The organism is Candidatus Kapaibacterium thiocyanatum (assembly GCA_001899175.1).
In the GTDB taxonomy this organism is placed as follows: domain Bacteria; phylum Bacteroidota; class Ignavibacteria; order Kapaibacteriales; family Kapaibacteriaceae; genus Kapaibacterium; species Kapaibacterium thiocyanatum.
The window spans coordinates 18,287-43,474 of sequence record MKVH01000002.1 but is presented as its reverse complement, the minus strand read 5'-3'; the positions used below and the strand labels follow the sequence as shown (position 1 = coordinate 43,474).

The 25,188-nt window shown below is 59.8% G+C and carries 23 protein-coding genes; 10 read left to right on the top strand and 13 right to left on the bottom strand.

Annotated features, from left to right (window positions below):
- Positions 1-30 precede the first annotated feature (30 nt).
- Both BGO89_00455 and BGO89_00450 read right to left on the bottom strand, forming a co-directional pair.
- Entirely contained in the window at positions 31-1,530 is a 1,500-nt protein-coding gene (locus tag BGO89_00455; GenBank protein OJX61105.1) for a hypothetical protein, read from the bottom strand.
- A 199-nt stretch (positions 1,531-1,729) separates the two neighbouring features.
- Entirely contained in the window at positions 1,730-2,449 is a 720-nt protein-coding gene (locus tag BGO89_00450; protein OJX61104.1) for a hypothetical protein, read from the bottom strand.
- An 85-nt stretch (positions 2,450-2,534) separates the two neighbouring features.
- Between BGO89_00450 and BGO89_00445 the strand changes: the two genes are divergently transcribed.
- The gene (locus BGO89_00445; protein ID OJX61103.1) at positions 2,535-4,001 is read left to right on the top strand and encodes a hypothetical protein; all 1,467 of its coding nucleotides are present in this window, start codon (positions 2,535-2,537) and stop codon (positions 3,999-4,001) included.
- Here BGO89_00445 and BGO89_00440 read toward each other — a convergent pair.
- Complete coding sequence (locus BGO89_00440; GenBank protein OJX61102.1) at positions 3,896-4,681, bottom strand: hypothetical protein; 786 nt, start codon at positions 4,679-4,681, stop codon at positions 3,896-3,898. The two genes, BGO89_00445 and BGO89_00440, sit on opposite strands and share 106 nt — an antisense overlap.
- 335 nt (positions 4,682-5,016) lie before the next feature.
- Here BGO89_00440 and BGO89_00435 point away from each other — a divergent pair, with 335 nt between their 5' ends.
- The gene (locus BGO89_00435; protein OJX61101.1) at positions 5,017-5,712 is read left to right on the top strand and encodes a hypothetical protein; all 696 of its coding nucleotides are present in this window, start codon (positions 5,017-5,019) and stop codon (positions 5,710-5,712) included.
- Between the two features lie 10 nt (positions 5,713-5,722).
- Here the strand turns inward: BGO89_00435 and BGO89_00430 are convergent, their stop codons facing one another.
- The 7 genes from BGO89_00430 to BGO89_00400 all read right to left on the bottom strand — a co-directional run bounded on the left by BGO89_00430 (position 5,723) and on the right by BGO89_00400 (position 14,226).
- A complete protein-coding gene (locus BGO89_00430) occupies positions 5,723-7,402 on the bottom strand; it encodes a hypothetical protein (protein OJX61100.1) in 1,680 nt (559 codons plus the stop codon).
- A gap of 121 nt (positions 7,403-7,523) precedes the next feature.
- Positions 7,524-8,078 (bottom strand): adenylate kinase, encoded by a 555-nt coding sequence (locus BGO89_00425; GenBank protein OJX61099.1) that lies wholly within the window; start codon positions 8,076-8,078, stop codon positions 7,524-7,526.
- 43 nt (positions 8,079-8,121) lie between these two features.
- Positions 8,122-8,880 (bottom strand): hypothetical protein, encoded by a 759-nt coding sequence (locus BGO89_00420; GenBank protein OJX61098.1) that lies wholly within the window; start codon positions 8,878-8,880, stop codon positions 8,122-8,124.
- Positions 8,877-9,752: a bifunctional 5,10-methylene-tetrahydrofolate dehydrogenase/5,10-methylene-tetrahydrofolate cyclohydrolase gene (locus BGO89_00415; GenBank protein OJX61097.1), complete on the bottom strand. Its 876-nt coding sequence runs from the start codon at positions 9,750-9,752 to the stop codon at positions 8,877-8,879. Before BGO89_00415 ends, BGO89_00420 begins: the two co-directional genes overlap by 4 nt.
- On the bottom strand, positions 9,730-11,208 hold the full coding sequence (locus BGO89_00410) for a hypothetical protein (GenBank protein OJX61096.1): 1,479 nt from the start codon (positions 11,206-11,208) through the stop codon (positions 9,730-9,732). The genes BGO89_00415 and BGO89_00410 overlap by 23 nt, the downstream gene beginning before the upstream one ends.
- Entirely contained in the window at positions 11,208-13,223 is a 2,016-nt protein-coding gene (locus BGO89_00405; protein OJX61095.1) for a hypothetical protein, read from the bottom strand. The genes BGO89_00410 and BGO89_00405 overlap by 1 nt, the downstream gene beginning before the upstream one ends.
- The gene (locus BGO89_00400; GenBank protein ID OJX61094.1) at positions 13,213-14,226 is read right to left on the bottom strand and encodes an epimerase; all 1,014 of its coding nucleotides are present in this window, start codon (positions 14,224-14,226) and stop codon (positions 13,213-13,215) included. The genes BGO89_00405 and BGO89_00400 overlap by 11 nt, the downstream gene beginning before the upstream one ends.
- Before the next feature lie 347 nt (positions 14,227-14,573).
- On the opposite strand from BGO89_00400, the gene BGO89_00395 reads away from it, so the two are divergent.
- Positions 14,574-14,960 carry a glyoxalase gene (locus tag BGO89_00395; GenBank protein ID OJX61093.1) on the top strand — a complete coding sequence of 129 codons (387 nt, stop codon included), beginning with the start codon at positions 14,574-14,576 and terminating at the stop codon, positions 14,958-14,960.
- Positions 14,961-15,049: 89 nt separating this feature from the next.
- Positions 15,050-15,418, top strand: coding sequence for a hypothetical protein (locus BGO89_00390; GenBank protein ID OJX61092.1), 369 nt, complete (start codon positions 15,050-15,052; stop codon positions 15,416-15,418).
- A 272-nt stretch (positions 15,419-15,690) separates the two neighbouring features.
- On the opposite strand, the gene BGO89_00385 is transcribed toward BGO89_00390, so the two are convergent.
- Both BGO89_00385 and BGO89_00380 read right to left on the bottom strand, forming a co-directional pair.
- Positions 15,691-16,683, bottom strand: coding sequence for a hypothetical protein (locus BGO89_00385; GenBank protein OJX61091.1), 993 nt, complete (start codon positions 16,681-16,683; stop codon positions 15,691-15,693).
- Positions 16,684-16,796: 113 nt separating this feature from the next.
- On the bottom strand, positions 16,797-17,549 hold the full coding sequence (locus BGO89_00380; GenBank protein OJX61090.1) for an orotidine 5'-phosphate decarboxylase: 753 nt from the start codon (positions 17,547-17,549) through the stop codon (positions 16,797-16,799).
- Between the two features lie 284 nt (positions 17,550-17,833).
- On the opposite strand from BGO89_00380, the gene BGO89_00375 reads away from it, so the two are divergent.
- A complete protein-coding gene (locus BGO89_00375) occupies positions 17,834-20,326 on the top strand; it encodes a hypothetical protein (GenBank protein ID OJX61089.1) in 2,493 nt (830 codons plus the stop codon).
- Between the two features lie 14 nt (positions 20,327-20,340).
- Complete coding sequence (locus tag BGO89_00370) at positions 20,341-20,583, top strand: hypothetical protein (protein ID OJX61088.1); 243 nt, start codon at positions 20,341-20,343, stop codon at positions 20,581-20,583.
- A gap of 99 nt (positions 20,584-20,682) precedes the next feature.
- Here BGO89_00370 and BGO89_00365 read toward each other — a convergent pair whose 3' ends face one another.
- Positions 20,683-21,069 (bottom strand): hypothetical protein, encoded by a 387-nt coding sequence (locus BGO89_00365; GenBank protein ID OJX61352.1) that lies wholly within the window; start codon positions 21,067-21,069, stop codon positions 20,683-20,685.
- A gap of 130 nt (positions 21,070-21,199) precedes the next feature.
- Here BGO89_00365 and BGO89_00360 point away from each other — a divergent pair, with 130 nt between their 5' ends.
- The 4 genes from BGO89_00360 (at position 21,200) to BGO89_00345 (ending at position 25,188) form a co-directional block, all read left to right on the top strand.
- Positions 21,200-21,652 (top strand): hypothetical protein, encoded by a 453-nt coding sequence (locus BGO89_00360; GenBank protein OJX61087.1) that lies wholly within the window; start codon positions 21,200-21,202, stop codon positions 21,650-21,652.
- Between the two features lie 74 nt (positions 21,653-21,726).
- On the top strand, positions 21,727-23,520 hold the full coding sequence (locus BGO89_00355; GenBank protein ID OJX61351.1) for a hypothetical protein: 1,794 nt from the start codon (positions 21,727-21,729) through the stop codon (positions 23,518-23,520).
- A 16-nt stretch (positions 23,521-23,536) separates the two neighbouring features.
- Complete coding sequence (locus BGO89_00350; GenBank protein ID OJX61086.1) at positions 23,537-24,121, top strand: hypothetical protein; 585 nt, start codon at positions 23,537-23,539, stop codon at positions 24,119-24,121.
- Positions 24,118-25,188: a hypothetical protein gene (locus BGO89_00345; protein OJX61085.1), complete on the top strand. Its 1,071-nt coding sequence runs from the start codon at positions 24,118-24,120 to the stop codon at positions 25,186-25,188. Before BGO89_00350 ends, BGO89_00345 begins: the two co-directional genes overlap by 4 nt.

The following is a 25,188-nucleotide window of genomic DNA, read 5'->3' as shown; positions in this document are numbered from 1 at the left end:
TGTTCCCTCGTCGGGAATGAGAGGAATCGCTTACTTGAGTCTTGCGCCCTTGTCGGCCGCCGTCTTCATCTTGTCCATCATCTTGTTGCGGGCATAGAGCCCCTCCATGACGCGGTAGTATTCGGCCGACGTCTTGTACTTCTCCTCGAGTGCCTCGAGCTCCATGATGATGGCGGCGACCTTGGACTTGTCCTTGCTCACCTCGTAGATGTTGGCGAGCTGGTCCAGGACGATGAGGTCGTCACGGTACTTGAACGACTTCCGCAGACGCTCGAAGTAGTCGGCCGACGTTCTCAGATCGTCAAGATATGCCGTATTGGGCTTGTACTTCTTGTCCTTGTCGAGCTTGTCGTTCTCGATCTTCTGCTTCGTACCGGCCAGGTTCTTGTAGGCGGCGGCGAGGTTGTACAGAGCCGCTTCGTTACCCGGATCAGTTTCCAGCACCTTCCTGTATTCCGCGATGGCTTCGTCCGTACGGTCGGCACCGGAGAGAATCGAGGCATACTGCAGGCGATAAACGGTATTCTTCGGTTCGCGTTCGACGAGGCCCTTGAGCTGGACCATCGCTTCGTCGGTCTTGCCGAGCTCCTGCAGCAACTGCGTCCGCAGCGGAACGAGTTCAGCATCCGCGGGCTTGAGTTCGATGACCTTCGTACAGTAGTCATAGGCTTCCTGCAGCTTGCCACGTTGATAGGCGATGTAGGCCATGGCCTTGAGAGTGCTTACCGACGTCGTGCGCGACCGCCACTTCTCGGCATCGGTCAGCGTGGATGGAGGATTGTAGGTGAAGCCTTCCAGCGTTCCGTCGACGGCCGTGCCTTCGCGCGTGCTGAACGTGTAGATGTCACGACCACCGATATCGAAACGATCCTTGAAGATCACGCCGTTCTCGATGGTATCGGTCTTCATCGCGGCAGGAGTGCCCAGCTTCTTGAGTAGGTCACCGCGCGACATACCGAGCAGGACGCCCTTCTGCTTCAGGATGTTGAATCCCTGCTCTTCCATCGCCCACCACTTCTCGTACGCCGTCAATGCGCGATTGGTATCACCCTTCGTTTCCTGTACCTGTCCGAGAAGATAGAGGGGCTCGCTGAATTCGGGCTTGAAGACGAGGGCACGCTCGAGATGCGTCGTGGCGGCATCGAGTTCGGAACGGTCCTTGGTTTCGACGTACTTGTTGAAACTGGCGATGGCCCCGTTGTACTCCCCTACCCATGCGTTGTAAAGGGTCAGCGACATGCGCGACTGCTGTTCGGGACGCACGTCGGGGCATGCACGGGCCTTCGCATAGGCGGCCACCATACCGTCCGTATCGTTGAGATTCTGGTTGGCATCGCCCAGCAGCATCCAGGCCTCGCAGTTCGTGGGCTCGGCAGCGACGACCTTTTCCAATGCGGTCCGGGCCTTCTGATAGTCCTTCTGCTTGAATGCATTGCGGGCCGTGGACATTTCCGGCGAGGCGCACTGGAAACCTTGCGTCAATACGGCGACAACGCAGACGAACACGACCAGATGGAGCGGGCGTTTCACTGTGGATTCCTGATCTGTTGATGATGGCGAAGGATAGCAAAGGTACGGAAATGGATTTTTCCCGCACACGAGCCGGTACTACGTTTCCTGCCATCATGAACCAAAATCCCTTCCTGTACGGAACAGGGTCTTGCGGGCCGGAAACGACGATGGCCCCGACCAGCGGAGCCATCGTTCATACGTCGATATCGTACGGATATCAGGGCATCATGAACATCATATCGGGGATGTCGATGTTCGGCTTCACGTCCTTGATCGTGAGCGACTGAGCCGACTGACCCTGCGAGCGCACGTCGATGGACCACGGCACCATGATGCCGCCGATCGGCTTGTGGTTGGAGAAGACGACTTCCACCACCATCTTCTGTCCCTGGTAATCCGTCGTCATTTCCGTCTTGAGCTCGAGGTTGTTGGTGACGTCGATATACGAGTGACGTACATCGCCATCCTTGTCCGTGATCTTCAGCTTGTAGGCCGAGGCACCATCGACGTCGACGGTTCCGACGTACTCGATCTTCGTCCCCTTCTTCTTCCAGTCCACGAACTCACCGTCGAAATCGGCCTGGGCCGACATCATCTTGGCCTGTTCGGCGGGCAGGGCCGTGGCCTTGTCCGATCCCATCATGGGATTCACGGTCCAGCCGTTCGTACCGTCGAAGCCCGTGACGATGCTGGTGCCCATGATGGCCATTTCCATCCGCATCTTGCGTTCGCGCTTCATGTACTGGGTGAACTCGATTTCCTGCCCACCCGCGCTGATGGTTCCGGTGGACTTGAAGCTCTTCAGCGCCTTGATCTTGTCGATCCCGCCGCGAGCCTGGAGATTCTTTTCGATGATCTCGTCGACGGTGATGGCATGAGCGACGGCCGCGCTCGCCATGACCATGAACAATGCAAGTAGTGAGCGATAGACCTTCATGTCGTCTCCAGTGTCCAAAAAACTATGATTGAATGACGTCCGGCTACGCAAATTTGCAGCACAGGTTTCAAACTACCCTTCAGATATGCATAACTCCGCAATTCCCCGTTCTGTTCCCGCCCTGTTCCTGCTGATCCTCCTGTCCATCTGCTTCCTGCCGGACCGTAGTTCGGCCCAGGATGGCTTCACACTGGGAACGGCGATGCCGGATACGTCGCTGTCCGGACAATGGGGCGGCAGCATCACATCCATCAGCCGGCAGTGGTGGCGCCTCATCCTGCACGTGACGGCATATCCCAACGGACCCTGCGAGGCCTACTTCGACAGACCCGACAGGTCCCTGTTCGGCATCCGGTTCCGTAACGCGTCCTGCATGCCGGACAAGCTGCTGTTCTTCGACGAACAGACGAACGTACGCTTCGAAGGCAGCTACGACCCCTTCGACAAGTCCATCAGCGGTACATGGACCGAAAACGGGAACAAGCAGCCGTTGCGTCTGCGCAAGATCGTCACCGTTCAGAAGTTCCAGGAGCCGACCACCGACGTCCCCTACATCACATCCGACGTCAAGGTCATCAACAGGCGGGCGGGTGTCCGTCTCGAGGGAACACTGTGCCAGCCCTCGTTGTCGGGACGCTTTCCCGTCGTACTGTTCATCTCCGACGGAGGTCCGCAGGACCGTAACGGCGAAGTCGGCGGGCATAAGCCCTTCCTCGTCATCGCCGATGCCTTCGCACGTCGCGGGTTCGCCGCACTGCGCGTCGATGATCGTGGTATGGGGCATTCTACAGGAAAGCCGTCGACGATGACCGTCGAGGACGTGGCCGACGATGCCGTGGCTGCCATCGACTATCTGAGGGCGAATCCCAACGTCGATACGAACCGGATCTTTCTCTATGCCCATGGTGAAGGTGGGCTCGCAGCGGTTCTGGCATCCAGGATGAGACCGCAGGTACGCGGCATCTGCGCCGCCGCCACTCCGGCCGTGGCGGGAACCGAACTCCTGACGTCGCAGATCGAGGCGATGGAAACGAAGCGGGGCACGTCGACGAACGTCGTCGACACCTATACCGATCTCATCTCGAAATGGATCCACATCCTCGAGAATACGATCGACGACGACGAAGCCGTCAAGGCCATGGGACAGGTAGCCGATGCCGTCGCCCGGAATACACCCTCGCTGAAGGGTATGCCCGAGTTCTCCGAACTCTACGGTCCAGACCGTAACGACTACCTGCGCGTCGTCATCATGCCCTGGCTGTTATCGTACATGAAGATGGATGCCCCCGGAATCCTGCGGAGCGTAGGGGTTCCCGTGCTGGCACTCTACGCCGAAAAGGACGTCACCGTCCCTGCCGACATCAACTCGGCGGCGATGTCGAACGTGCTGGATGCGGCAGGAGTCCAGGGCACCGTCCTGACGATCGATGGCGTGAACCACCAGTTTCAGTCCTGTACGGAGTGCTCACCCGAAGAATCGGAACGGCTGGCGGAAACGATACGGCCTTCCGTCCTGAGCATCGTGCTCGACTGGGCCGACGGCATCCGCTGAACCGGGACGAAGGAGAGGCCCTTGCCGTCTTCCGAAGGCAGGACGAGAATGCACGACGACGATTCCCGTACGGACTTGTACGCTTCCGTCAGCGACGTGGACGTGCCTTCGGCCATCGGGCGCACCGCCGTAGCCGGCAGGACGACGATGTCCATGTCCTCGTCGATGACGACGACCATCGAATCTCCCTGCTCGTTATAATGAGCGAGAATGTCGCCGGGCGTGATGGCATCCATTTCGACGGGTGCGACGCTGACGCCCAGTTCCTTTGCAGCCGCATAGGAAAGATCGACGACACGTCGACGGATGAACGGACCGCGGTCCGTCACTTCGACGATGACCGTACGACCGTTGGAAGGATTGACGACACGCAGCAATGAACCGAAGGGAAGACTGCGGTGAGCAGCCGTATACGCATGCATATCGAACTTGCGTCCGCTTGCCGTACGACGTCCATGAAACTGGCGACCATACCATGAGGCTAGTCCATCCGTCACGTCCGTCATCGGAAAGGAACGCTCGATGGTAACGGCCGTATCGTCCGGCGTTACCTCGGCCGCTGCGACTCCGGCCGGGAGGTCGTGGGCTTCGACGAGGAAGCTTACCGACATCACGGCAAGAAAGACGATCACGAAAATGATCGCTCGCAGCACCGATTTCATCGAGATAGAATGGGTCATAATTACCTTTCCTCCGTGTGGAGAACGGCCAAATAACCACCTTTCGGCAGGACCGCCAATGAATCTTCCATGAAAATCTGTTCATGAAATCCAGCAGCACCCGCCCCGATATCCCTCAACGGGTAATCTCCACCCCTTTCGTGACCGCGATAATGAAACAGCTTTTGCTCCATACACTTACGTGGTTTTGCGTATGTGGACAATATGTGAGTGCCCAGAGTACGACGACGCCGGAAGAGGGTAGGAAGCCGGCAGCAGAGGACACGATAAACTATTGGAAATTAGGGGGCTTGAGTGCTGTGACCCTGGGCGGATTCATCGTCGGGCACGGTCTTGTGAACAACCTGTGGTGGAAGGGTGAGTTTTCCACATTCCATGTGAACTGGGAGCAGGACTGGACCTATGCACTGGGTGCCGACAAGGTCGGCCACGCCTACTTCCCCTATGCCGTCGGAACGGTGTATGGCGACCTCTTCCGCTGGTGCGGAATGGACTCCACGACGTCGATATGGTATGCAGCCGGGCTCGGCCTCACCTATCAGACCTACGTCGAGATCCGGGACGGCTTCTCGAAAGACTATGGCTTCTCGTGGGGAGACATGGGCGCCGACGTCATCGGTGCGGCCTTCCCTGTCGTCAAACACTATGTCCCGGCCCTGCGTCCACTGGAAATGCAGATCAGCTTCTGGCCGTCACAGGCGTTCAGGGATGGAGCCTACGGTGCGATCATCGACGACTATACCAGCACGACGCACTGGCTCAGCGTGGGCGTCCATGACTATCTGCCGACCGCCTGGCAGCGATGGTATCCCGCCTGGCTGAATCTGGCCGTCGGGCATTCCGTGGAAGGACTGGATGGGAAAGGTGGAGGGCGCCATGTCCTTTATCTGTCATTGGATTGGAATCTTCAACGGATTCCCGGCCTCCCCGCGTGGTTGCAGCAGGTGTTCCGGACGTTGCATCTCTACCACCTGCCGGCACCCGCCGTCAGGATCGCTCCATCCGTCGCATGGTTCGGCCTACGCTGGTAAGCCCTTATCATTACAGACCGTTCGCGCAGTCACGAAGGATCGCCACTTCAATGCGCCTGTTCTGACCGCGAATGGCTTCCAGGTCCTCACGGCTCATCGATGCGGCTTCGCGTCCGACAGGCTCCTTGACGCGCGGCACGGACGATCCATAGCCGACCGCCCCACGGATCTTGGTAGGCATAACTCCCTGTTCTATAAGCCATTGCCTGACTTTCTTCGCACGCATGTCGGACAGTTCCCTGTTCCGTTTGGCCGGTCCGTCCGATGATGCATGTCCTTCCAGCATGACCTGGAGATCGTCGCAGTTCTCCTGCATATAGGCAAGGAGTTCCTGGAGGTTCTTCTGCGTTTCCGGCTGGTCGAAATCGAACTCGTCCGTATTGAGCTTGAACCGGATATCCTTCGTGAAAGCCTTCCGCTTCTTCGGAGCGGGCGCAGGCGGCGGTGCTGCCGGTTCGGGCTCGGGCTTGGGTTCAGGCTTCGGTTCGGGAGCGGGAGGAGGGGGCGGCGGAGCTTCCTTCTGAGGCGGCGTGGCATACGGGAACGGTCCTGTTCCGGCATTCCCTCCTCCACAGCCTGCACAGCGCAGTGCAGGCTCGGGATCCTTGGAATCGATCAACCCATCCCCGTCGGTATCCGGGTTCAGCGGGTTGGTCTGATAGCGGCAGCTCAACTCGTCGGCATCCTCGACGCCATCGTAGTCGGTATCGGCGCGCAGAGGATTCGTCTTGTGACGCATGACTTCCTCGCCATCGAACAGACGATCGCCATCTGTATCCACATTCAACGGGTTAGTGCGTTGGTTCAACACTTCCACAGCATCCGACAGGCCATCGCCATCGGTATCGGCGACACGCGGGTTGGTATGGTGGATAAGGGCCTCCTCACCATCCGTCAATCCGTCATCGTCGGTGTCCTTATGGAGCGGATTCGTCCTGTATACGCGAACCTCTTCACCGTCGAGCAGTCCGTCACCGTCCGTATCGACCATTCTGGGGTTGGTGCCGAGCGCCTTTTCCTCTGCGGTCGACAGGCCGTCACCATCGGGATCGTCGTTGCCGTGGAAGTGGAAGATCAAGCCTCCCGTCAGCGTACCGACATTATCGTAGCTGTCGGAGAACGGGACATCATCGAGATATTTCGTCAACGTGAACCGGTAAGCCCCTTTGGCAAAGAAGGATAGATCTTCCGTCACGAAGACCTGGAATCCGGCCAGTACCGGGAACGTCCAGGTCAGTCTGTCATACCTGCCGGCCGCATTATTGGGCAGGGAGGTATGTTCTTCGGCATTCGTAGGAGACCACGTCGCGAGACCTGCACCGGCTCCGACGAACGGCACGATGCGATCGTAGGGCAGGATATTGACGACGGCGGTGAATTCGTAGGCGCTGAAACGGGACTGATTCCTGTCCTCGATCGTAGCGAACGTTCCGGGATAGAGTCCGCCGATCCGGGCATTAGCTCCGAAATACCCCGGATACCTCGCCATACGGTCGCGTGTGACCCGCCACTGGAGCTGGTTGACGTGAGCGTTCAGACCGAGTGTCAGATACTGCCACGGCGTGTAGGTAAAGGATGCCTCACCCGCTGCCCCGAACAGATCGTCGGTGAACTCACCGTAGTACTTGCTTACTCCACCGCCGAGGCCGATGCCGAACTCATGCTGCCTGATCTGGGAATGCGCAGACATCCCATTGATAATCAATGCACTTGCCAGCAGGACCAGACATCGTAGAATCTTGCATCGCATACGGTTTCCACCAGTAGTGGATGGACTGTGGATAGCTGTGTGGATAACCGTGGGTAGCAAATTATGTGCCGCGAAGGGCATCGAGGATGCGCTGGTTGACTTCCTCGACCGTACCGAGGCCATCGATCGACACCAGCTTGCCCCTGGCGGCATAGTAGTCCAGCAACGGAGCCGTTTCCTGGTTGTACACGTCGAGGCGATGCTGGATCACGTCTTCCACGTCGTCGGTACGGCCACGCTGGAGCAGACGTGTTACGATCGTGGAATCGTCGACCGTGATGTTCACGACACGCTCGATATCACGTCCTACATGATCGAGCAGTGCCGACAACGCATCGGCCTGCGTCCGTGTACGAGGGAAGCCGTCAAGTATGCATCCCTTTGAAAAATCAGAAGTTGCCATTGCCTCTTCAACAATCTTGGCAACGATCTCATCAGGTACGAGCTTACCGCTGTCCACGTATTCCTTGGCCTGGAGTCCGACCGGAGTCCGATTGGAGATGGCGCTACGGAATGCATCTCCCGTCGAGAGATGGGCGATACCGAGCTTTTGGGCGAGAATATCAGCCTGGGTGCCTTTGCCGACACCCGGCGCTCCGAAGAGAACGATGATCATGGGCGCAGATTCAGAAAACGATGATGGACGCGAAAATACGACGTTAGAAGAAGTCATCACTGAATGCCGATGCGTAGGGCGCGGCATATTTGCGGAGGACCTGGAGCGTGGCGGCGAAGTCCTTGGGATACGGAGCCTGCCACGAGACACTGTCCCCTGTCGACGGATGTCGGAGGGTCAGCTCATAGGCATGGAGGGTATGACGGGCGATGATCGGCCGCTCCTCGGCGTTCCGCGCGAGGTTGTACTTCCGTTTGATGGCAGAGAGCAGGAACTCCGACGACTTGCCGTAGTCCTTGTCCACGAGCAGCGGAAATCCGATGGCCGCACAATGGACACGGATCTGGTGCTGACGGCCGGTGATCAACCGACATTCGGCGAGCGTGGCTAGACGGAACCGTTCGAGGCTGCGGACGACGGTATGTGCCTCCTTGCCCCGGGCGGAGGGCTTCATGAGTCCCTTGCGCCGCGGGTCGGGCGACAGCGGAATGTCGATCGGTATTTCGTCCCGATCGAGCACACCGGACAGGATGGCATGATAGAGTTTCCGTACCTGCTGGTGCTCGAACTGTTCGTTCAGCGCTTTATGGGCTTCGGCGGTACGGGCCACGACCATCAGACCGGACGTATCGCGGTCGATACGGTGGACGATGAAGGCCTCGCCGTACCGCTCGAGTACGAGCGACCGTACGTCGGGAAGCGACTTGTCGAATCGATCCGGAATGGCCAGGAGCCCCGGCGATTTGTTGACCACGACGACGGCTTCGTCCTCGTGGATGACGTCGAGCAGATCTCGTTTCATTCTCCGCGTACTCCCCTTGCCGCCGTGAGCGTATTCTTGAGAAGCATGGCGATGGTCATCGGACCTACGCCACCGGGCACCGGAGTGATCGCTCCGGCGATGGGCTCCACGGCCTCGAAGTCGACATCACCTGTCAGCCTGGACGTACCGTCCGGCCGTTCGATACGATTCATACCGACGTCGACGATCACGACACCGGGCTTCACCATGTCGGCCTTGACGAGATGGGTCACACCGACGGCGGCGATCAGGATGTCGGCCTGCTTCGTGTACGACGCGAGGTCCTGCGTCCCGGTATGGCAGAGCGTCACCGTGGCATTTCCCGTGCGCTTCTGGGCGAGCAGCATGGCGATCGGCTTGCCGACGATGTTGCTGCGTCCGACCACCACGACATGTCTGCCCGACGTTTCCACTCCCGATCGCTTGAGCAGTTCCAGGATACCGGCCGGCGTGCAGGATACGAAGCCGGGCAGACCGATCATGAGTCTTCCTGCACTGACGGGATGGAAGCCGTCCACGTCCTTGTCGGGATCGATCGTTTCGATGACCTTGTGTTCATCGATATGCTTCGGAAGCGGAAGCTGAACCAGAATGCCGTCCACGTCAGGATCGGCATTCCAGTTCCGGACGATGTCGAGAACTTCTTCTTCGGTGATATCGGAGGGACGACGGTCGATGAGACTGCGAATACCGACTTCCTCGCAGGCCTTGCCCTTGTTGCGGACGTAGACCTGTGACGCCGGATCGTCGCCGACGAGCAGAAGGTTCAATCCGGGGACGCGGCCCCGTTCGGCACGCATGCGCTCCACATCGATGCGGATCTCTTCCCGGATCGTCGCTGCAATTGCCTTACCGTCGATGCGCACTGCCATTCGCCTGTCCTATTCTGCCTGTATCATGGCCGGAATGCGACGCGAACACGATGTCCCGCCACGGCTTCCGGACCAGAAAAATCTGCCTCGTACGGTCGACTCCGGTAGCACGGTGCAGGGCACTCTGTACTGCCAGCATCAGGATGACCTCGAACCAGAAGGTCGCCGTTACGAGGTTGTTGCCGTTGAAGCACACGAAGATAAGGAGCAGCGCCCGAAACGGCAGGGATGGGACGAGGCGTTCCAGATCGGAATCCTCTCCGCGATGCCCCTTCGTCCATTTCCGTTCGTCCATCAGCATCCTGAGGAAGAGCCCTACGAGGAAGACGACGAAGACGAAAAGCCCTACGACTCCGAGCTCGGCCAGTACACTGCCGTAGCTCGTCGATGGGAATGCGGCGTTATGATATCGTCCGAACGTCGAGTTCCCGAAGTTGCCCGGCCCGGTACCCAGCCAGGGGTTCTCCTTCCATACTTCCCACGAGGCTTCGTAGTCGCCGGTCCGCTGCGTCAGCGATTCGCCCACGATCGTACTGCCCTCTCCCGCGGCAGCCTGACCGGTCAGGATCGATTCGAGCCGGGCACCGAAGAGTCCCAGAACGCTGACGCCGGAATACTGCGTGACGACCAGGTCGGTGCAGAACAGGATGACGGCACTGACGACGAGAATCGCCCCGAAACGCTTCCACGCGATCCCCCTGTACAGGAACAGGATGAGGATGAAGGCCACACCGACGAGCATGAGTCCCGTCAGCGAGAACGCGAGGAAGAGCCCGAGCAGCGTGATGATCATGATGAAGATGCGCAGCCAGGCCCGACGGATGATGTGCGGACTGTTGCGGACGTACGGCAGGACCAGCATGACCAGCGAATAGCTGGAGTAGATGGCGAGGGAGGACGGTTCCGTGAAGATCGACGTCGCCCGATAGAAATCGGCGAATCGGAGGGCGAGTTGCTGGAACTCCGTTTCCTCGTTGACGCGCTGGAAGGAAACGTTCACGATTTCCAGCCACCCTCCCGGCAGATCGAGTGCCCGCGCCGGAAGCTGGTAGATGGCGAAGAGCATGACGAGGATCGATACGCCGAAATGGAACCGGTATCCTTTCACGATGTCGGCGGCCGAAACCGGCATGCAGTACATGATGAAGCAGAAGAGCCACAGGTAGGTGAAGTGGGCATGGGTCTTTACCGACTGCATGATGAACGTCGTGTCGGCCGAGAACAGCGGTCCAAGACAACCGACCGTCATCACGGCCCAGACGGACACAAGGGCAGTCGTCTCCCATCTCCGCGGTACGATGAAGGGTTTGCCGAGCCACAGTCCGTAGACCGGCACCCACAGCATCAGGAGCCCCATCCCGGCTTCCAGCGGCGTCAGCCCGAACGTCCCGATGGCCAGGACGTGGAAGATGCCGAGAACGGACAGCAGATGCAGAATACCGAGGTAGACTCCCATCACACGCCCTCTTCTTCGATCCAGGCCCGAAGCTCCGCGATCGACGTGATGGGCGCCAGACACGAATCGTGCGTGCATACCATGACGCACGCCTGGGGCAGGCCCGTCGCATCACGATGGTGGTTCAGCACGACGTGCGGGAGGAAGGACCTTCCGACGATACGCCGTGCTTCGATCACGAAGGGATCGGACGGATCACCTATGATGGACAACTGGCGGCCACCATGCTTCAGAAGATCCCACGTACACAGCAGCATGCAATAGCCCGTCGCCATCCGCGCGAGGTACGAACCGTGCGAACGCACGGCCTCGATCGCTCTGCGCTCTATGTCCGCATCGCCGGTAAGGACGGCATAGCAGGCCATCACGTAGGCTGCGATACTGTTACCGCTGGGATAGGCACTGTCGAAGCCCTGCTTCTGACGTACGATGGCGTCATGGACGTCGGCGTCGGTCATGTACAGGACGCCGTCGTCACTGAATCGTCGTTCGATGGTGTCGAGATGGAGCCGGACGTCGTCGAGATAGCCACGGTCGGACGTCGTCTGATAGAGTTCGAAGGCCGCGAGGGCGACGGCCGCATGATCATCGAGCATCGAACGCACTGCGCGATGTCCGTTGCGGTAGCGATGCGACCATTCGCCGCCATCCTGTCCACCGAGGTGGCGTACCACCGCATCATAGGCACGACGTGCCATGGCCGTCAGGCCTTCGTCATCGAAGGCACGCCCGGCCCGGGCCAGTGAAGCGATCATCAGACCGTTCCAGTCGGCGAGGACCTTGTCGTCGGTGAGCGGCCATATCCGTCGGCTGCGCTGTTCATAGAGTCGATGCCGGGCGGCGGGCCATGTCGTATGGGTGACTTCTTCACGCAGACGTGACATCCGTACGTGCGGGATGTTCAACCCCGTCGCCGAACCGGTAGCCTCGTCATGGAAATTTCCGTCGCGGTGTACGGACATCAGGTCCACGATCGCGTCATCCTCGACCAGACTCCGGAATTCGTCATAAGACCACGTATAGAAGCGACCTTCCTCCCCTTCCGAATCGGCATCCTGGGCACAGAAGAAATCGCCGTCGGCCGACGTCATCTCGCGGCGCAGGTACTCGGCGATCTCTCCGACGACGGTGCGGTAGGCATCGTCGCCCGTCGCCTGCCATGCCTCCGTATTGGCCCACATGAGCATGGCCTGATCGTAGAGCATCTTTTCGAAGTGCGGCACGAGCCATTCACGATCGGTGCTGTATCGATGGAAGCCGAAGCCGACGTGATCGAACAACCCGCCGGAACGCATGCCATCCAGCGTCGTACGGACCATGTCGATCAGCGATGGGTCATGCCGCGTCCGTGCCAGACGCATGAGCAGGAGCAGATGGTGCGGACTCGGAAATTTCGGACGGACGGAGAAGCCTCCCCAGGTATCGTCGAACATCCTCCGATGGTAGTCCACCACGACGTCCTCTACGTCGGCGGGTACGTCGCCACGAAGGTCGGCCGCGGCCTGATCCTTCAGCATCGTCGTGATCTCCCCGGCCGAGTGCTCGAGACGTTCACGTTCGGTATCCCATACCGCCCGGATGCGCCGGACGAGGTCCATGAAGCCGATACGGTTGGCTCCCGATTCGCGCGGGAAATAGGTGCCGGCGAAGAAGGGGCGCCGCAGGGAGTCCATCATGATCGTCAACGGCCATCCACCATGCCCTGTCATCGCCTGGCACACGTCCATGCAGGCGGCGTCGACATCGGGACGCTCCTCGCGATCGACCTTGATGCAGATGAAGTGTTCGTTCAGGTAAGCGGCGACGTCTTCGTCCTCGAAGGACTCGTGCTCCATGACGTGGCACCAATGGCACGTCGCATAGCCGATGCTGACGAAGACCGGTCTGTCCTGTTCCTTCGCCAGGGCGAACGCTTCGTCCGTCCACGGCAGCCACCGCACAGGATTATGTGCATGCTGCTGCAGGTAGGGGGACTGCTCGTGGACGAGCGCATTTGGTCGGCGTTCAACCGGCATAGACGCCGACGATGTTCGGAATCAGGTATTCGTCGAAGGCCCTGTCCATGTCGTAGTCCGGTTTCCATCCCCAGTCCTTCCTGGCGGCATCGTCGACGACGTCGGCACACCACGAATCGACGATGGCCTGACGCTTGACGTGCGGGACATAGGTAATGGATGCTTCGGGGAAGGCCTGCTTCACCTTGGCGGCGATCTCTTCAGCGGAAGGAGCGAAGGCGCCGATGTTGTAGACGCGCTGCGACAGACTCGCGCGAGGTGCTCCGGCAAGCTGGACGAGTGCCTTTACCGCGTCGGGCATCGCCATGAATGGAATCCGTGCATCGGGCCGCACGAAGCAGGCGTAGGGCTTGTTCTGCGCGGCGGCGTGGATCATTTCCGGAGCGTAGTCGCTGGTACCACCCGTCGGCACGGTGAAGGCAGAGATAAGACCCGGGAAACGCAGCGCGCGGAAATCGACGGCACCTTCGACGCCTTCATCCGTCATCTGTCCGTACCGATCCGACATGTATTCGCCCAGGCGCTCGCAGTAGAGCTTGTTGATACCGTACATCGTCGTCGGCGTCAGATACTGGTCTTCCGTGACACGTCCGGCGGCATTCTTCGCTGCGAGGCCGGGCAGGCCGTAGACGGCGATCGTACTCGGGAAGAGGAACGTGACGGGACGTCCCGTACGCTTGCCGATGCGGCGAGCCATCGACAGGAGGCCCATCGTTCCGTTCACGTTCACGTTATGGGCGCGTTCGGGCGCCTTCTCGGCGCTGGTCGACAGCAGGGCCGCCAGATGATAGATCTCTTCGAAGTCGTAGTTCTCGAGCTGTGCGACCAGGGCGGGATCGGAGATATCGCCTTGAAGCGTGGCGGCACAGGAAGCGGCCAGCTCGGCGCTCATTGGTGCAAGATCGACGGCGACGACGGCGCGGTCGGCGTCCCTGGCGAACGCTTCAAGCAAACTGTGGCCGATCTCTCCATTGGCACCGGTGACAAGCGTATATCGAGACACGTCGAACTCCGAAGTTGATGACTGGATTCATGAAACCGCAAAAATACAACGCGGTTCCCACTACAGGACTCGACGTCATCGGCATCGTGCCGGAAGGCCCCCGGGTTGGTTCCATGAGAATCGGCATCGTGCCGGGTCGACAGCACGATGCGGTGGTCCATCGGCAGGAGTGGATCGACCACTGACAGATACGGCGCCCATACCGGAACATATCCTTGAATTCCGCCATCCATAGGCGAACATGTAACAATGCCCGGACCGGGAACGCGATGGTAGCGCCGGAACGGGTATTTTCCGCACGATCATGCCACCATCGATCATTCATTTGGTGTATTCCAATGAACTCTATGAGAACCAAACGCATATGGGCCAATTTCGGTGTCGGCAATCTGGAGCGGACAACGGAATTCTATACACGCATTGGATTCGAGCACAATGGAGCTTCGGATCAACTGACGAGCTTTCTGTTCGGCGACCAGAAGTTCATCATCCATTTCTTCCTGAATGATGTGCTCGAGCCTGCCATGAAGGGGCGGATCGTCGATCCGACCGCCGGAAACGAGATCATCTTCACGCTTTCCGCCGACAGCGTGGAAGACGTCGATCGGTGGGAGGAGAGCGTGCGGCAGGCCGGAGGGACGATCGTTTCGGAACCCGAAGAGTTCGGTCAAGGGTATTACGGGTTCGTATTCGCCGATCCGGACGGTCATAAATTCAATGTATTCCATATGTAGTAGTGGCGCCATGATGACGACAACGCATCCGTAACGTAGCTTACGCCCTCCGCCATTAACCCGATCTTCCACTGTCGATACGATGCGAGATGGATACACGACATGAACACCCGGCACCCGGTACGGACACGGTATTGCCGACGATCTACGCACTGATCTGGAAATCACACCAAACGGATGAAGTATTCGATCCTGAAGAATTCGAGAAGAGGATTCCACGATTGATGACATGGTTGAAGGAACTCCATGCCGCAGGTTCACTGGTAGCATGCGGAGGTGGAGGTTTCGAGAATCACAGCGGCGGCCTCACTCTGATACGTGCATCGAGTCCAGAACGGGCTCTCGAGCTCGCCGCAGGAAGTCCGATGAACGAGATCGGAAGCACGGAGTTATTGGTATGGGACGTGTTCTACGCCGACCTTCACGACGCATCACGAGAATCACGACTGAAGGATTGAGCGGATCGTCCGTGCAGAATACCATGACCAGCCGGAACGAATCCCCATGGATACCGTGATCGTTCTCCAGAACGTGGAAGGGGCGGCTGGACGTATGCCGGGGTTCGCAACGTGAATAGTGCCGACGCATGACTGAATCGAATGGAACGACGATTCGGCAACCCCATCCACCCGATCGGAACGTCCGTACCGCTATGCACTGGGCTTCCGACGGAACCGGAAGCGATACGATCGCCGGTACGGATATCGGCCAGCTTGCGCGAACCGCCTCTTCATCCCTCCACCAGTCGCAGGAAGCCCAGGGTATCGGACAGACCATAGCCCCTGATGACGTCCGAGCATACGGATGTCCGGGTCCCGTGATGCCGCATGAATTCGAGGAGGCCCTGCTGCTGCCAGACGTAGGACTGGGGTATCGAGGGGAAGCGGCGCCGCAGCGCGCCGTAGGAATGGACGCTATCCGCTCCCCAGTACCACTGCAGCAGAACGATACGTCGTATATCGTCGGCCGTCGCACAGCATACGGGCAGGATGGCATTGACGAACAGTTCGCGACGGAGCATTCTCCCCTCACCGGCGATGGACGTCCGTTCGGCATGGCCGATGCTCGGGATGAGGATGGCCGGATCGATCATCGTCTGCTCCACGGCCAGAAGGCCAAGGGGCGCATACGGCAGATGCTGCCTCAGCATATACAGCAGACCTTCGGGAAACGGACGATGTCGCCTCCGTGAAAGCCGGTCGAACCATATGCTGGTCATGGCACGGCAGGCCTCGGCGATACCGAGACGCTGCACCAGAACGTCGGCCTCGGCGGTCATCCTGAGCAATCGCAACAAGGCGTGATGCTGCAGTTCCTCGACGGGAAGATCGACGGCCACCTGCTTTCCGGGACCACGGAAGGAACGGAGGCCACGAAGGATTTCGTCCCTCTCGAGCACGACCGTCCACTTACCGGCCGATACGGGCAGATCGTCTATCAGGACGACGTGAAGCAGCAACGAACCATACGCCCTGTCGTTCTCATGTCCATGTGCATACCAGTCGGAGGCCCTTCTGTGGAACTCCCCCGCTCCGATATGGACCGTACCTTCGTGCAGGATCGCCATGTCCCGGAAATCCGGCCCTTCGTGTGGGTTGATCATCCCTCCCGCCACGACCTGTATCGTATCGCCGTTCGTACAGATGCGGCGCCTGGCCGGATCGGCCAGAACGACATGAACGGCTCGCTGGAGCAGGCGCTCCGGTATCGTCGTGAACGACATCGCATCCTCCTGTATCCGTCTCGTGGCGGCATATGGAGGAAATGTGACGGTATCCCGTCGACATCGGAACGATGCCGGTGTTCGGTGGTACTACCTGCTTCCGCGCCACGGGGTCAGGACGTCAGGACCCCTGCAAGACGTTCCGCTTCGGTGCGGATCGCCTCGTGAAAGTTCTCTTCGCCACTGCGATAGAGAAGGCCCCGCGATACATTATAGAGGGCTGGACCACGGCCGTTCGCGGCAACCGTCGCCGCCTCGTCTCCCCCCTGCGAACCGAGACCGGGGATGAGCAGCGGAACATCGGGCCAGGATGTGCGGATCTCGGCGAGCTCGTCCGGATGCGTGGCGCCGACGACGAAGCCGATCTCGCCGGATCGTTCCCAGGACTGGGCCAGACGCATCACCCTGCGGTAGAGCGGTTCGCCGTCCACCAGGCATCGCTGGAAATCCTGCGATCCGGGGTTGCTCGTGAGAGCCAGTACGTAGACCATCCGTCCGGGCACGGCCAGGAACGGCTCGACCGAGTCGCGTCCCATATAGGGCGCCACCGTCACGGCGTCGGCCCTGAGATCCTCGAAGAGGGCGGCGGCATAGGCGCTCGACGTATTCCCGATGTCGCCACGCTTGGCGTCCGCGATGAGATAGGAAGAGCCCACCATTTCGCGGGTGGCGTACATCGCGTCGATGCCGGATCTTCCGAGCTTCTCGTAGAACGCCAGGTTGATCTTGTAGCTGGCGGCCACGTGGCGCGTAGCTTCAATCACGGCGTGGTTGAACAGAACGACGGCATCATCACGCTGCTGAAGATGACGCGGCAACTTGGCGAGGTCGATGTCGAGGCCGACACAGAGTCCGGATGGTGGCATAGGTGCAAAAATATCGCCGCGCCGCAAGAAATACACGGCCGGATTGTAACTATCTTGCGTTTCGGTTGTTTTACTGGTTCTCGACTTCCCCCGATGCATGGGGATCACCCTCCGTCGCTTGCGACGTCTTCATGCATCACACACACACGGTGTCCGTTGCGGGTTCAATACCCGGCGCAGCGGACACTGTTTTATTTTTGGCAATTCCGGCAATGAAGTCTTGCCTTCAATAGTGATAATTTCCGACGCACAATTCCTACCGTTCTTCATAGTTCAGCCCAATGATGGTACATCTTCCGAAGCCCCTCGAACTTGCTCGCATGGCCCTGGTGGCTGCGGCAGGATCCTTCGTCATGGCCTGTGGATCGTCACAGAGTGCGCAGCAGACGTCCACGCCGCCACCCGGTGGCGGTGATGCGGCCGCGGCCGGTGGAAAGAAGGGTCCGAAACCGTACGACAAGGTGATCACGAAAGAAGCCGTGAGCGACTCGGGTCTGTTCATCGTCCATCGCATCGACGACAAGGTCTTCTACGAGATTCCGAAGCAGGAACTCGGCAGGGAGCTGCTCTTCGTATCGAGACTCGCCAAGACGCCGAGAATAGGCTACGGCGGCGAGGAAAACACGACGCAGGTGATCCGCTGGGAACGGAAATTCGACAAGATCATGCTACGGACGGTGAGCTACGAGAACGTGGCCGCCGATTCGTTGCCCATCAGCCGGGCAGTGAAGGCCTCCAATTTCGACGAAGTCATCAAGGCCTTCCCCATCCAGGCCTTCAACAAGGATTCGTCGACGATCGTGATCGACGTGACGGATCTCTATACGACGGACGTCGGCATCATGACCCCGGGCCGGGAACTGCGGCAGGAATTCAAGATCTCGATGCTGGACCGCGAGCGCTCCTACGTCGAGTACGCCCGCAGCTTCCCGACCAATATCGAAGTCGAGAACGTCATCACGTTCAATGCCGACCAGTCTCCGCAGAATCCGCAGTCGCGCACCGTCAGCTTCACCATGCACCATTCCATGGTGCGCCTGCCCGAGAAGCCGATGACGCCTCGTCTCGCCGATCCTCGTGTGGGATTCTTCTCGCTCTATCAGACGGACTACGGCCGTCCCGAAGCGGAAGCGCTGACGCGCCAGTACATCCTGCGCTGGAGGCTCGAGCCGAAGGATACGGCCGCCTTCCTCCGCGGTGAACTGGTCGAGCCCATCAAGCCCATCACCTACTACCTCGACCCCGCGACGCCAGTCCAGTGGCGTCCGTGGCTCAAACGGGGCGTCGAAGCATGGAACACGGCCTTCGAAGCCGCAGGCTTCCGCAACGCCATCCGTTGCATCGATCCCCCCACGCCGCAGGAAGACCCCGAATGGTCGCCGGAAGATGCCCGCTATTCCGTGATCCGCTACTATCCTTCCGATATCGAGAATGCCTACGGACCGAACATCCACGATCCGCGCACGGGCGAGATCATCGAAAGCGATATCGGCTGGTTCCACAACATCATGAAGCTGCTCACGAGCTGGTACTTCACACAGGCGGTGTCCGACCCGCGCGCACGCAAGCTGCCCTATCCCGACGATCTGATGGGTGAGCTCGTCTCCTTCGTCGCGACGCACGAAGTGGGTCATACGCTCGGCCTGCCCCACAACATGAAGGCCTCGAACTCCTATCCCGTGGATTCGCTGCGCTCGTCGACGTTCACCAGGCTCTACAACACCGCACCGTCCATCATGGACTATGCGCGCTTCAACTACGTCGCCCAGCCCGGCGACAACGTGAATACGATGCCGGGCATCGGACCATACGACAAGCATTCCATCCGCTGGGGATATCGTCCGATCATCGGCGCCACGACCTCCGACGCCGAAACGGATACGCTCCACAAGTGGGCAAGGGCGTCCGAGACGGACAAGATGCTCCGCTTCGGTGCGCAGCAATGGCTTACGATGGATCCGACGTCGCAGATGGAAGATCTCGGCGACGATGCCATCAAGGCCGGCACCTACGGTGTAGCCAACCTCAAGCGCATTATGGGGTATCTCTACGATGCCACGTATCAGGAAGGAAAGAACTTCCGTCAGCTCGACGAACTCTATGGCGACGTTCTCGGACAGTGGCGCCGCGAGATGGGCCACGTGGCCAACATCCCCGGTGGCGTGGAGATCGAACGCAAGGTCTTCGGTGTGGCCGGACCGCAGTTCACGCCGGTGACGAAGGAGCGTCAGAAGGCGGCCCTCACCTTCCTCAACGAACAGGTCTTCACGACGCCGACATGGCTGCTCGACGATCGCGTACTCGGTGTGATCGCCCCGAACGGTGGCGTACAGCAACTGGCCGACTTCCAGACGAGCATAATGCGCACCACCATGAGCAACGACAAGCTCATGCGCCTCATCGACCAGCAGGCACGTCTCGGCACGCAGGCCTATTCGGTATCGGAGCTCTTCACGGATCTGGAGACCATGCTCTTCAAGGAGGTGACGTCGCGCGGCCCGGTGGACTTCTATCGCCGTAACCTGCAGCGGAACTTCGTCCAGTCATTGATCGCCAAGGCCGAGAAGCCTGCACCAGCACCGACGGGCGACGCCTTCGCCGCGTTCTTCCGTGGACCCGACGTCTACAACACCGACGTCCGTGCCCTCTCCCGCGCCCAGCTCACCGGACTGTTGAAGAAGCTCAAGTCCGCATCGTCATCCGATGCATCCACGAAAGCTCACTTCGCCGACCTCGCACTGCAGATCGAAACGGCACTGGACGCGAAGAAACTGTGAAACGCACGACATCAATGGTATGGCTCGGCTATGCCTCCATCGTCCTCTCCATCGTATGGGGCGTACCAGGACTCGTCTGCGGTATGCAGGTGCTCCGTATGGCACGCCTGCAACCGGCGGGCGACAGCATCGATCCGCGCGAGCGGCGTGACGTCAAGGGTGCCGTACTGCTTGCCCGCATCGGCATCGTCCTGAGCTCCATCGTCGTCATCCTGATCGTCTGGAGCTGGATCTCCACCTGGCTGGCCTTTGCGTGAGGTACAGGCAATGACGGACATGACCCGATCATGACGTTCAAACGAAGAAGGGCAGCCCATGGGCTGCCCTTCTCATATTCGATTCGCGGTCGAGAATCGTCAGATCACCGGTCCCGGCTGCGTTACCGCAGGGCCCTGATACTGGATATCCTTGCTGAACGCCATGACGGGCAGCATGATGAATCCGAAGAGGATCAGGAGGATGCCGTAGACGGTATCCTTGCCGAAGCTCTTGGCCAGATCGATGTAGGTGATGATGAGGATGATGAAGTTCACGAACGGGATGAGGAGCAGCACGATCCACCATACCGGACGTCCGATGATCTCCAGCATGACGATGTTGTTGTAGATCGGCACGAAGCCGACCCATAGCGGCTTGCCGGCCTTCTGGAGTATCCGTCCTATGCAATAGCCATAGAAAAGATAGATAACGATCATGAACAGGAAGAAGCCGATACCGAGTCCGGCCGCTCCTGATGCGTCCATCGCGCTGAGATCTTCTTCGTACATCTGACCCCTCCGTGCAGTGAGAATGTGGAAACGTAACGCGTCGAATATAGCATCTCCGCGAAGGGGTAGCAAGTCATCCTTCGTTCTTCCATCGTAACTTGCGGGCATGAATGCGATACCCTGGCTCTCGCTGATCTTTCGCTGCTATCTCGGTGGCTTCTTCCTCTATGCAGCCATACCGAAGATCATGGAACCGTTGGCCTTTGCAACGTCGATCGATCACTATCATCTCCTCCCCTCCTTCGTCATCCACGCCTACGCCCTCGTCATCCCGTGGCTGGAGCTCCTCTGCGGCGTGGCCCTGCTGGCCGGCCTGCGCGTACGAACGAGCGCCCTGCTCTGCGGCATCATGCTCGTGATGTTCACCGGGGCCATCGCATGGGCGGTGTCGCAAGGACTCAAGATCGACTGCGGCTGCTTCGGTTCGCAGGGCGGTGAAGAAGTGAGCTGGATCAAGGTGGCCAAGAATACGATGATGATCGCCGGCTGCGCCTTCCTGTGGAAGTATCCGGCATCGCCATTCTCTCTCGACGGATGGAGAAAGGGGCGCAAGGAATGAGTACCACCCTCACGAACGGGGCCGTGGTGTTCCGCGACAAGCTCGGGCGTGAACCGATCGTTACCGATGGCTCGATGGCCATCGAGCTCGCGAAGCGCGGATTCTCGGAACGTCCCTGCGACCGCTACAACCTGGCTCATCCCGTCGTGATCGAACGTATCTATCATGAATTCCTCGACGCCGGCGCTACGCTGTTGCAGAGCAATACCATGCACTCCAACAGGTACGCACTCGAATCCTCGATGCTGTCGGCCCGCGTTCACGAACTCAACCGTAAAGGTGTATGGATCGCACGGACGGCCGCGGGTGACCGTGCCGTCGTCGCGGGCGTCGTAGGTCCCGCCGGCCGCTTCCTGCGTCCGCTCGGTCCGCTCGAACCCGACGATCTCCGCGCATGCTTCACGGAACAGGTGACGGCACTGCTGGCCGCCGGCGCCGACATCGTGATGCTGAAGTCCTTCATCAATCTCGACGAACTCGAAATCGCCATCGACGTCGTACGAGCGCTGAGTACGGACGTACCGCTCGTCGCATCGAAGTCGTTTCCGGAAGACGGTTCCGTCCTGGCCAGCTCCTATCCGAGCGACGTCGCCGAGCGGCTCACGCGTCACGGCATCACGGCCCTCGGCAGCAACGGCACGGTAGGCCCGCAGCGCATGCTCGCCATCGTCCAGTCCCTCCGCGTCAGCCCGGTGGCGCTCTGCGCCCAACCGGACATCGGTATCCCCACCATCATCGACGGTTTTCCCGTCTACAATGCGGAACCGCAGTACGTAGCCAGTGCGGCCGCACGTCTGGTCGAACACGGCGCCGCCATCATCGGTGCCGACGGAGGCGCTACCGTGGAACACATCAGGGCCATCGCCGATGCCGTACGCAATCATGGCGTAGGCACGGCACCCGTCGTGATCAAGCACGCTCCGAAGGAACATGGCCGCGATGCTGCAGAGGATTCACGCTCGACGTTCCAGCGTACGCTCGGGAACGGATTCGTGGCCACCGTCGAACTCGACATTCCCCGGGGCCTCGACATGCACAGCGTGATCGACGGCGCACGCTATCTGAAGGCGCACGGTATCGACGCCGTGAACATCTCCGATGGAGCGCGTGCGCGCCTGCGGATGAGTCCCATCGCCATCTCGCACATGGTGCAGACGCAGACCGGCATGGAATGCATCACGCACCTCGCCTGCCGCGACCGCAACATGGTCGGCCTCCAGGCCGAAGTCCTCGGCGCATACGCTCTCGGCCTGCGCAACATCCTCGCCGTCACCGGCGATCCGACCCATATCGGCGACTTCCCGTCCGCCACGAGCGTCTATGACGTCGACTCCATCGGCCTCGTCCGCGCGATGGGCAGGATGAATCATGGACAGGACCTCATGGGCAATCCGCTCGGCGAGCCGACGCAGTTCTGCATCGCCTGTGCGGTGAACCCCGCGGCCGAAGACCTCGAACGCGAGATCGACCGTCTGGCGGCCAAGGCCGAAGAAGGCGCGCACGTGGCATTCTCCCAGCCCATCTTCGACGAAGAACTGCTCCATACCTTCCTCGAACGTATCCAGGGCATCGACATCCGCTTCATGCTCGGCGTCATTCCGCTCCGGACGATCCGTCATGCGGAATTCCTGCACTACGAAGTGCCCGGCATGGCGATTCCCGTATGGGTCCGCGAACGCATGCGGGCGGCCGGTACCGACACCGAACACGCCACTGCCGTGGGTATCGACATCACCGTCGAATTCCTCCGGTCCGTCATGAATCGCATCGACGGCATCTATCTCATGCCCCCCTTCAAGAAATACGACATCGCCGTACGTATCCTCGAACAAGTACAACCATCCAAGGTGAATCGTGCAGCCGGTTGATTATTCCCAGAACCCCATGGGCGGGTCCATGAGGCCACCAGTAGAATACCTGCGTGTCGGCTTCGGCAAACGCCTCCTGGCTGTCATCCTCGACGGCATCATGATGGTCGCCCTCATCTTCGCCCTCGCGATGGTCCTCGTGAACATGGGCGTACAGACGTCGATGATCTCCAGCGAGGAGATCGATCAGCTGTACGGCGTCTATTCCATGCTCGGCATTCCCGAAAGCCAGATCGACTACATCCTCGAGATCGTGCAGAGCATGAGCTTCACGAGCGTCATCGTCGGACTGCTCTATTCGATGATCGAAATGGCCATCGGCTCATCTCCGGGCAAGCTCGTCTTCGGTCTCAAGATCGCCCATGCGGACGGGAGGCGCGGGAACGTAGCTCTCTTCGCGAAGCGCTGGGCCGTGAAACATATCTCGTCACTTCTCAATTTCATCGCTCTGCTGCCTGCGCTCGCCTTCTTCGACTATATCGCGGGCTTCGCCAGCTTCGTGATCTTCATCGGCTGCTTCTTCGCACTCGGTGAAGCCCGTATGGCATTGCATGACCGCGTAGCACAGACGGCAGTATTCCATAAGGAAGACATCCAATGATCTACTACAGCGATTACCTCGAACTCGACAGGGTACTCGACTCGCAGCATCCCGAAAGCGACAAGCAGGGCGCCCATGCCCACGACGAACTGCTCTTCATCATCACCCACCAGACCTTCGAACTGTGGTTCAAGCAGGTCTTGTTCGAACTGAAGACGGTGATCGACGACCTCGACCGCGACTACGTTCCGGAGGCCAGCGTGGCCACATGCCACGCGCGGCTCCAGCGCGTCAACCGCATCATGGAGCATGCCGCCAACCAGTTCACGATCCTGGAAACCATGACGCCTCCGGACTTCATGGACTTCCGCGCCTTCCTGAACCCCGCCAGCGGCTTCCAGTCCGTGCAGTGGCGCGTCCTCGAACGCACGCTGGGCCTGTCGGACGATCGCCGCGTGCTGCGCAGCTATCGGGACAGCCTGACCGAAGAACATCGTGCCGCCATCGAAGCGGCGACGAACGGTCCCACGCTCTTCTCCGTCGTCCAGCAATGGCTGGAGAAGCTACCCTTCATGGAATCGGGATCGTATACGTTCTGGGAAGAGTACCGTACTGCCGTGCGGAACATGCTCGACAACGATCGTGTGGAGATCCGCCGCCTGGCCGAAGCCGAAGGGCACGATCCGTCGGAAGCGCTCGCGCAGGTGGACGCCAACGAGAAAGGCTTCCTGGCCATCTTCGACACGACGCAGTACGATGCCCTCGTCGCCCAGGGGGCGCGCCGTCTGTCACAGCGCGCCACACTCGCAGTACTCTTCATCTCGACGTATCGCGAGTATCCCCTGCTCCAGATCCCCTATCGCTTCCTGGACGCCGTCATCGAGCTGGATCGTCTGGTCTCGCTCTGGCGCTATCGTCATACGATGATGGTCAGCCGCATGATCGGCATGCGCGTCGGCACGGGCGGGTCGAGCGGCCATGACTACCTGATGATGACGACGCTGAAACAGCGCGTCTTCGACGACATCACGGCCATGAGCAGCTTCCTCATCCCGCGGACGCATACCCCGGCCCTGCCCGGTGATCTCGCAGAACGTCTCCAGTTCGTGAACGAAGCACGAGTATGA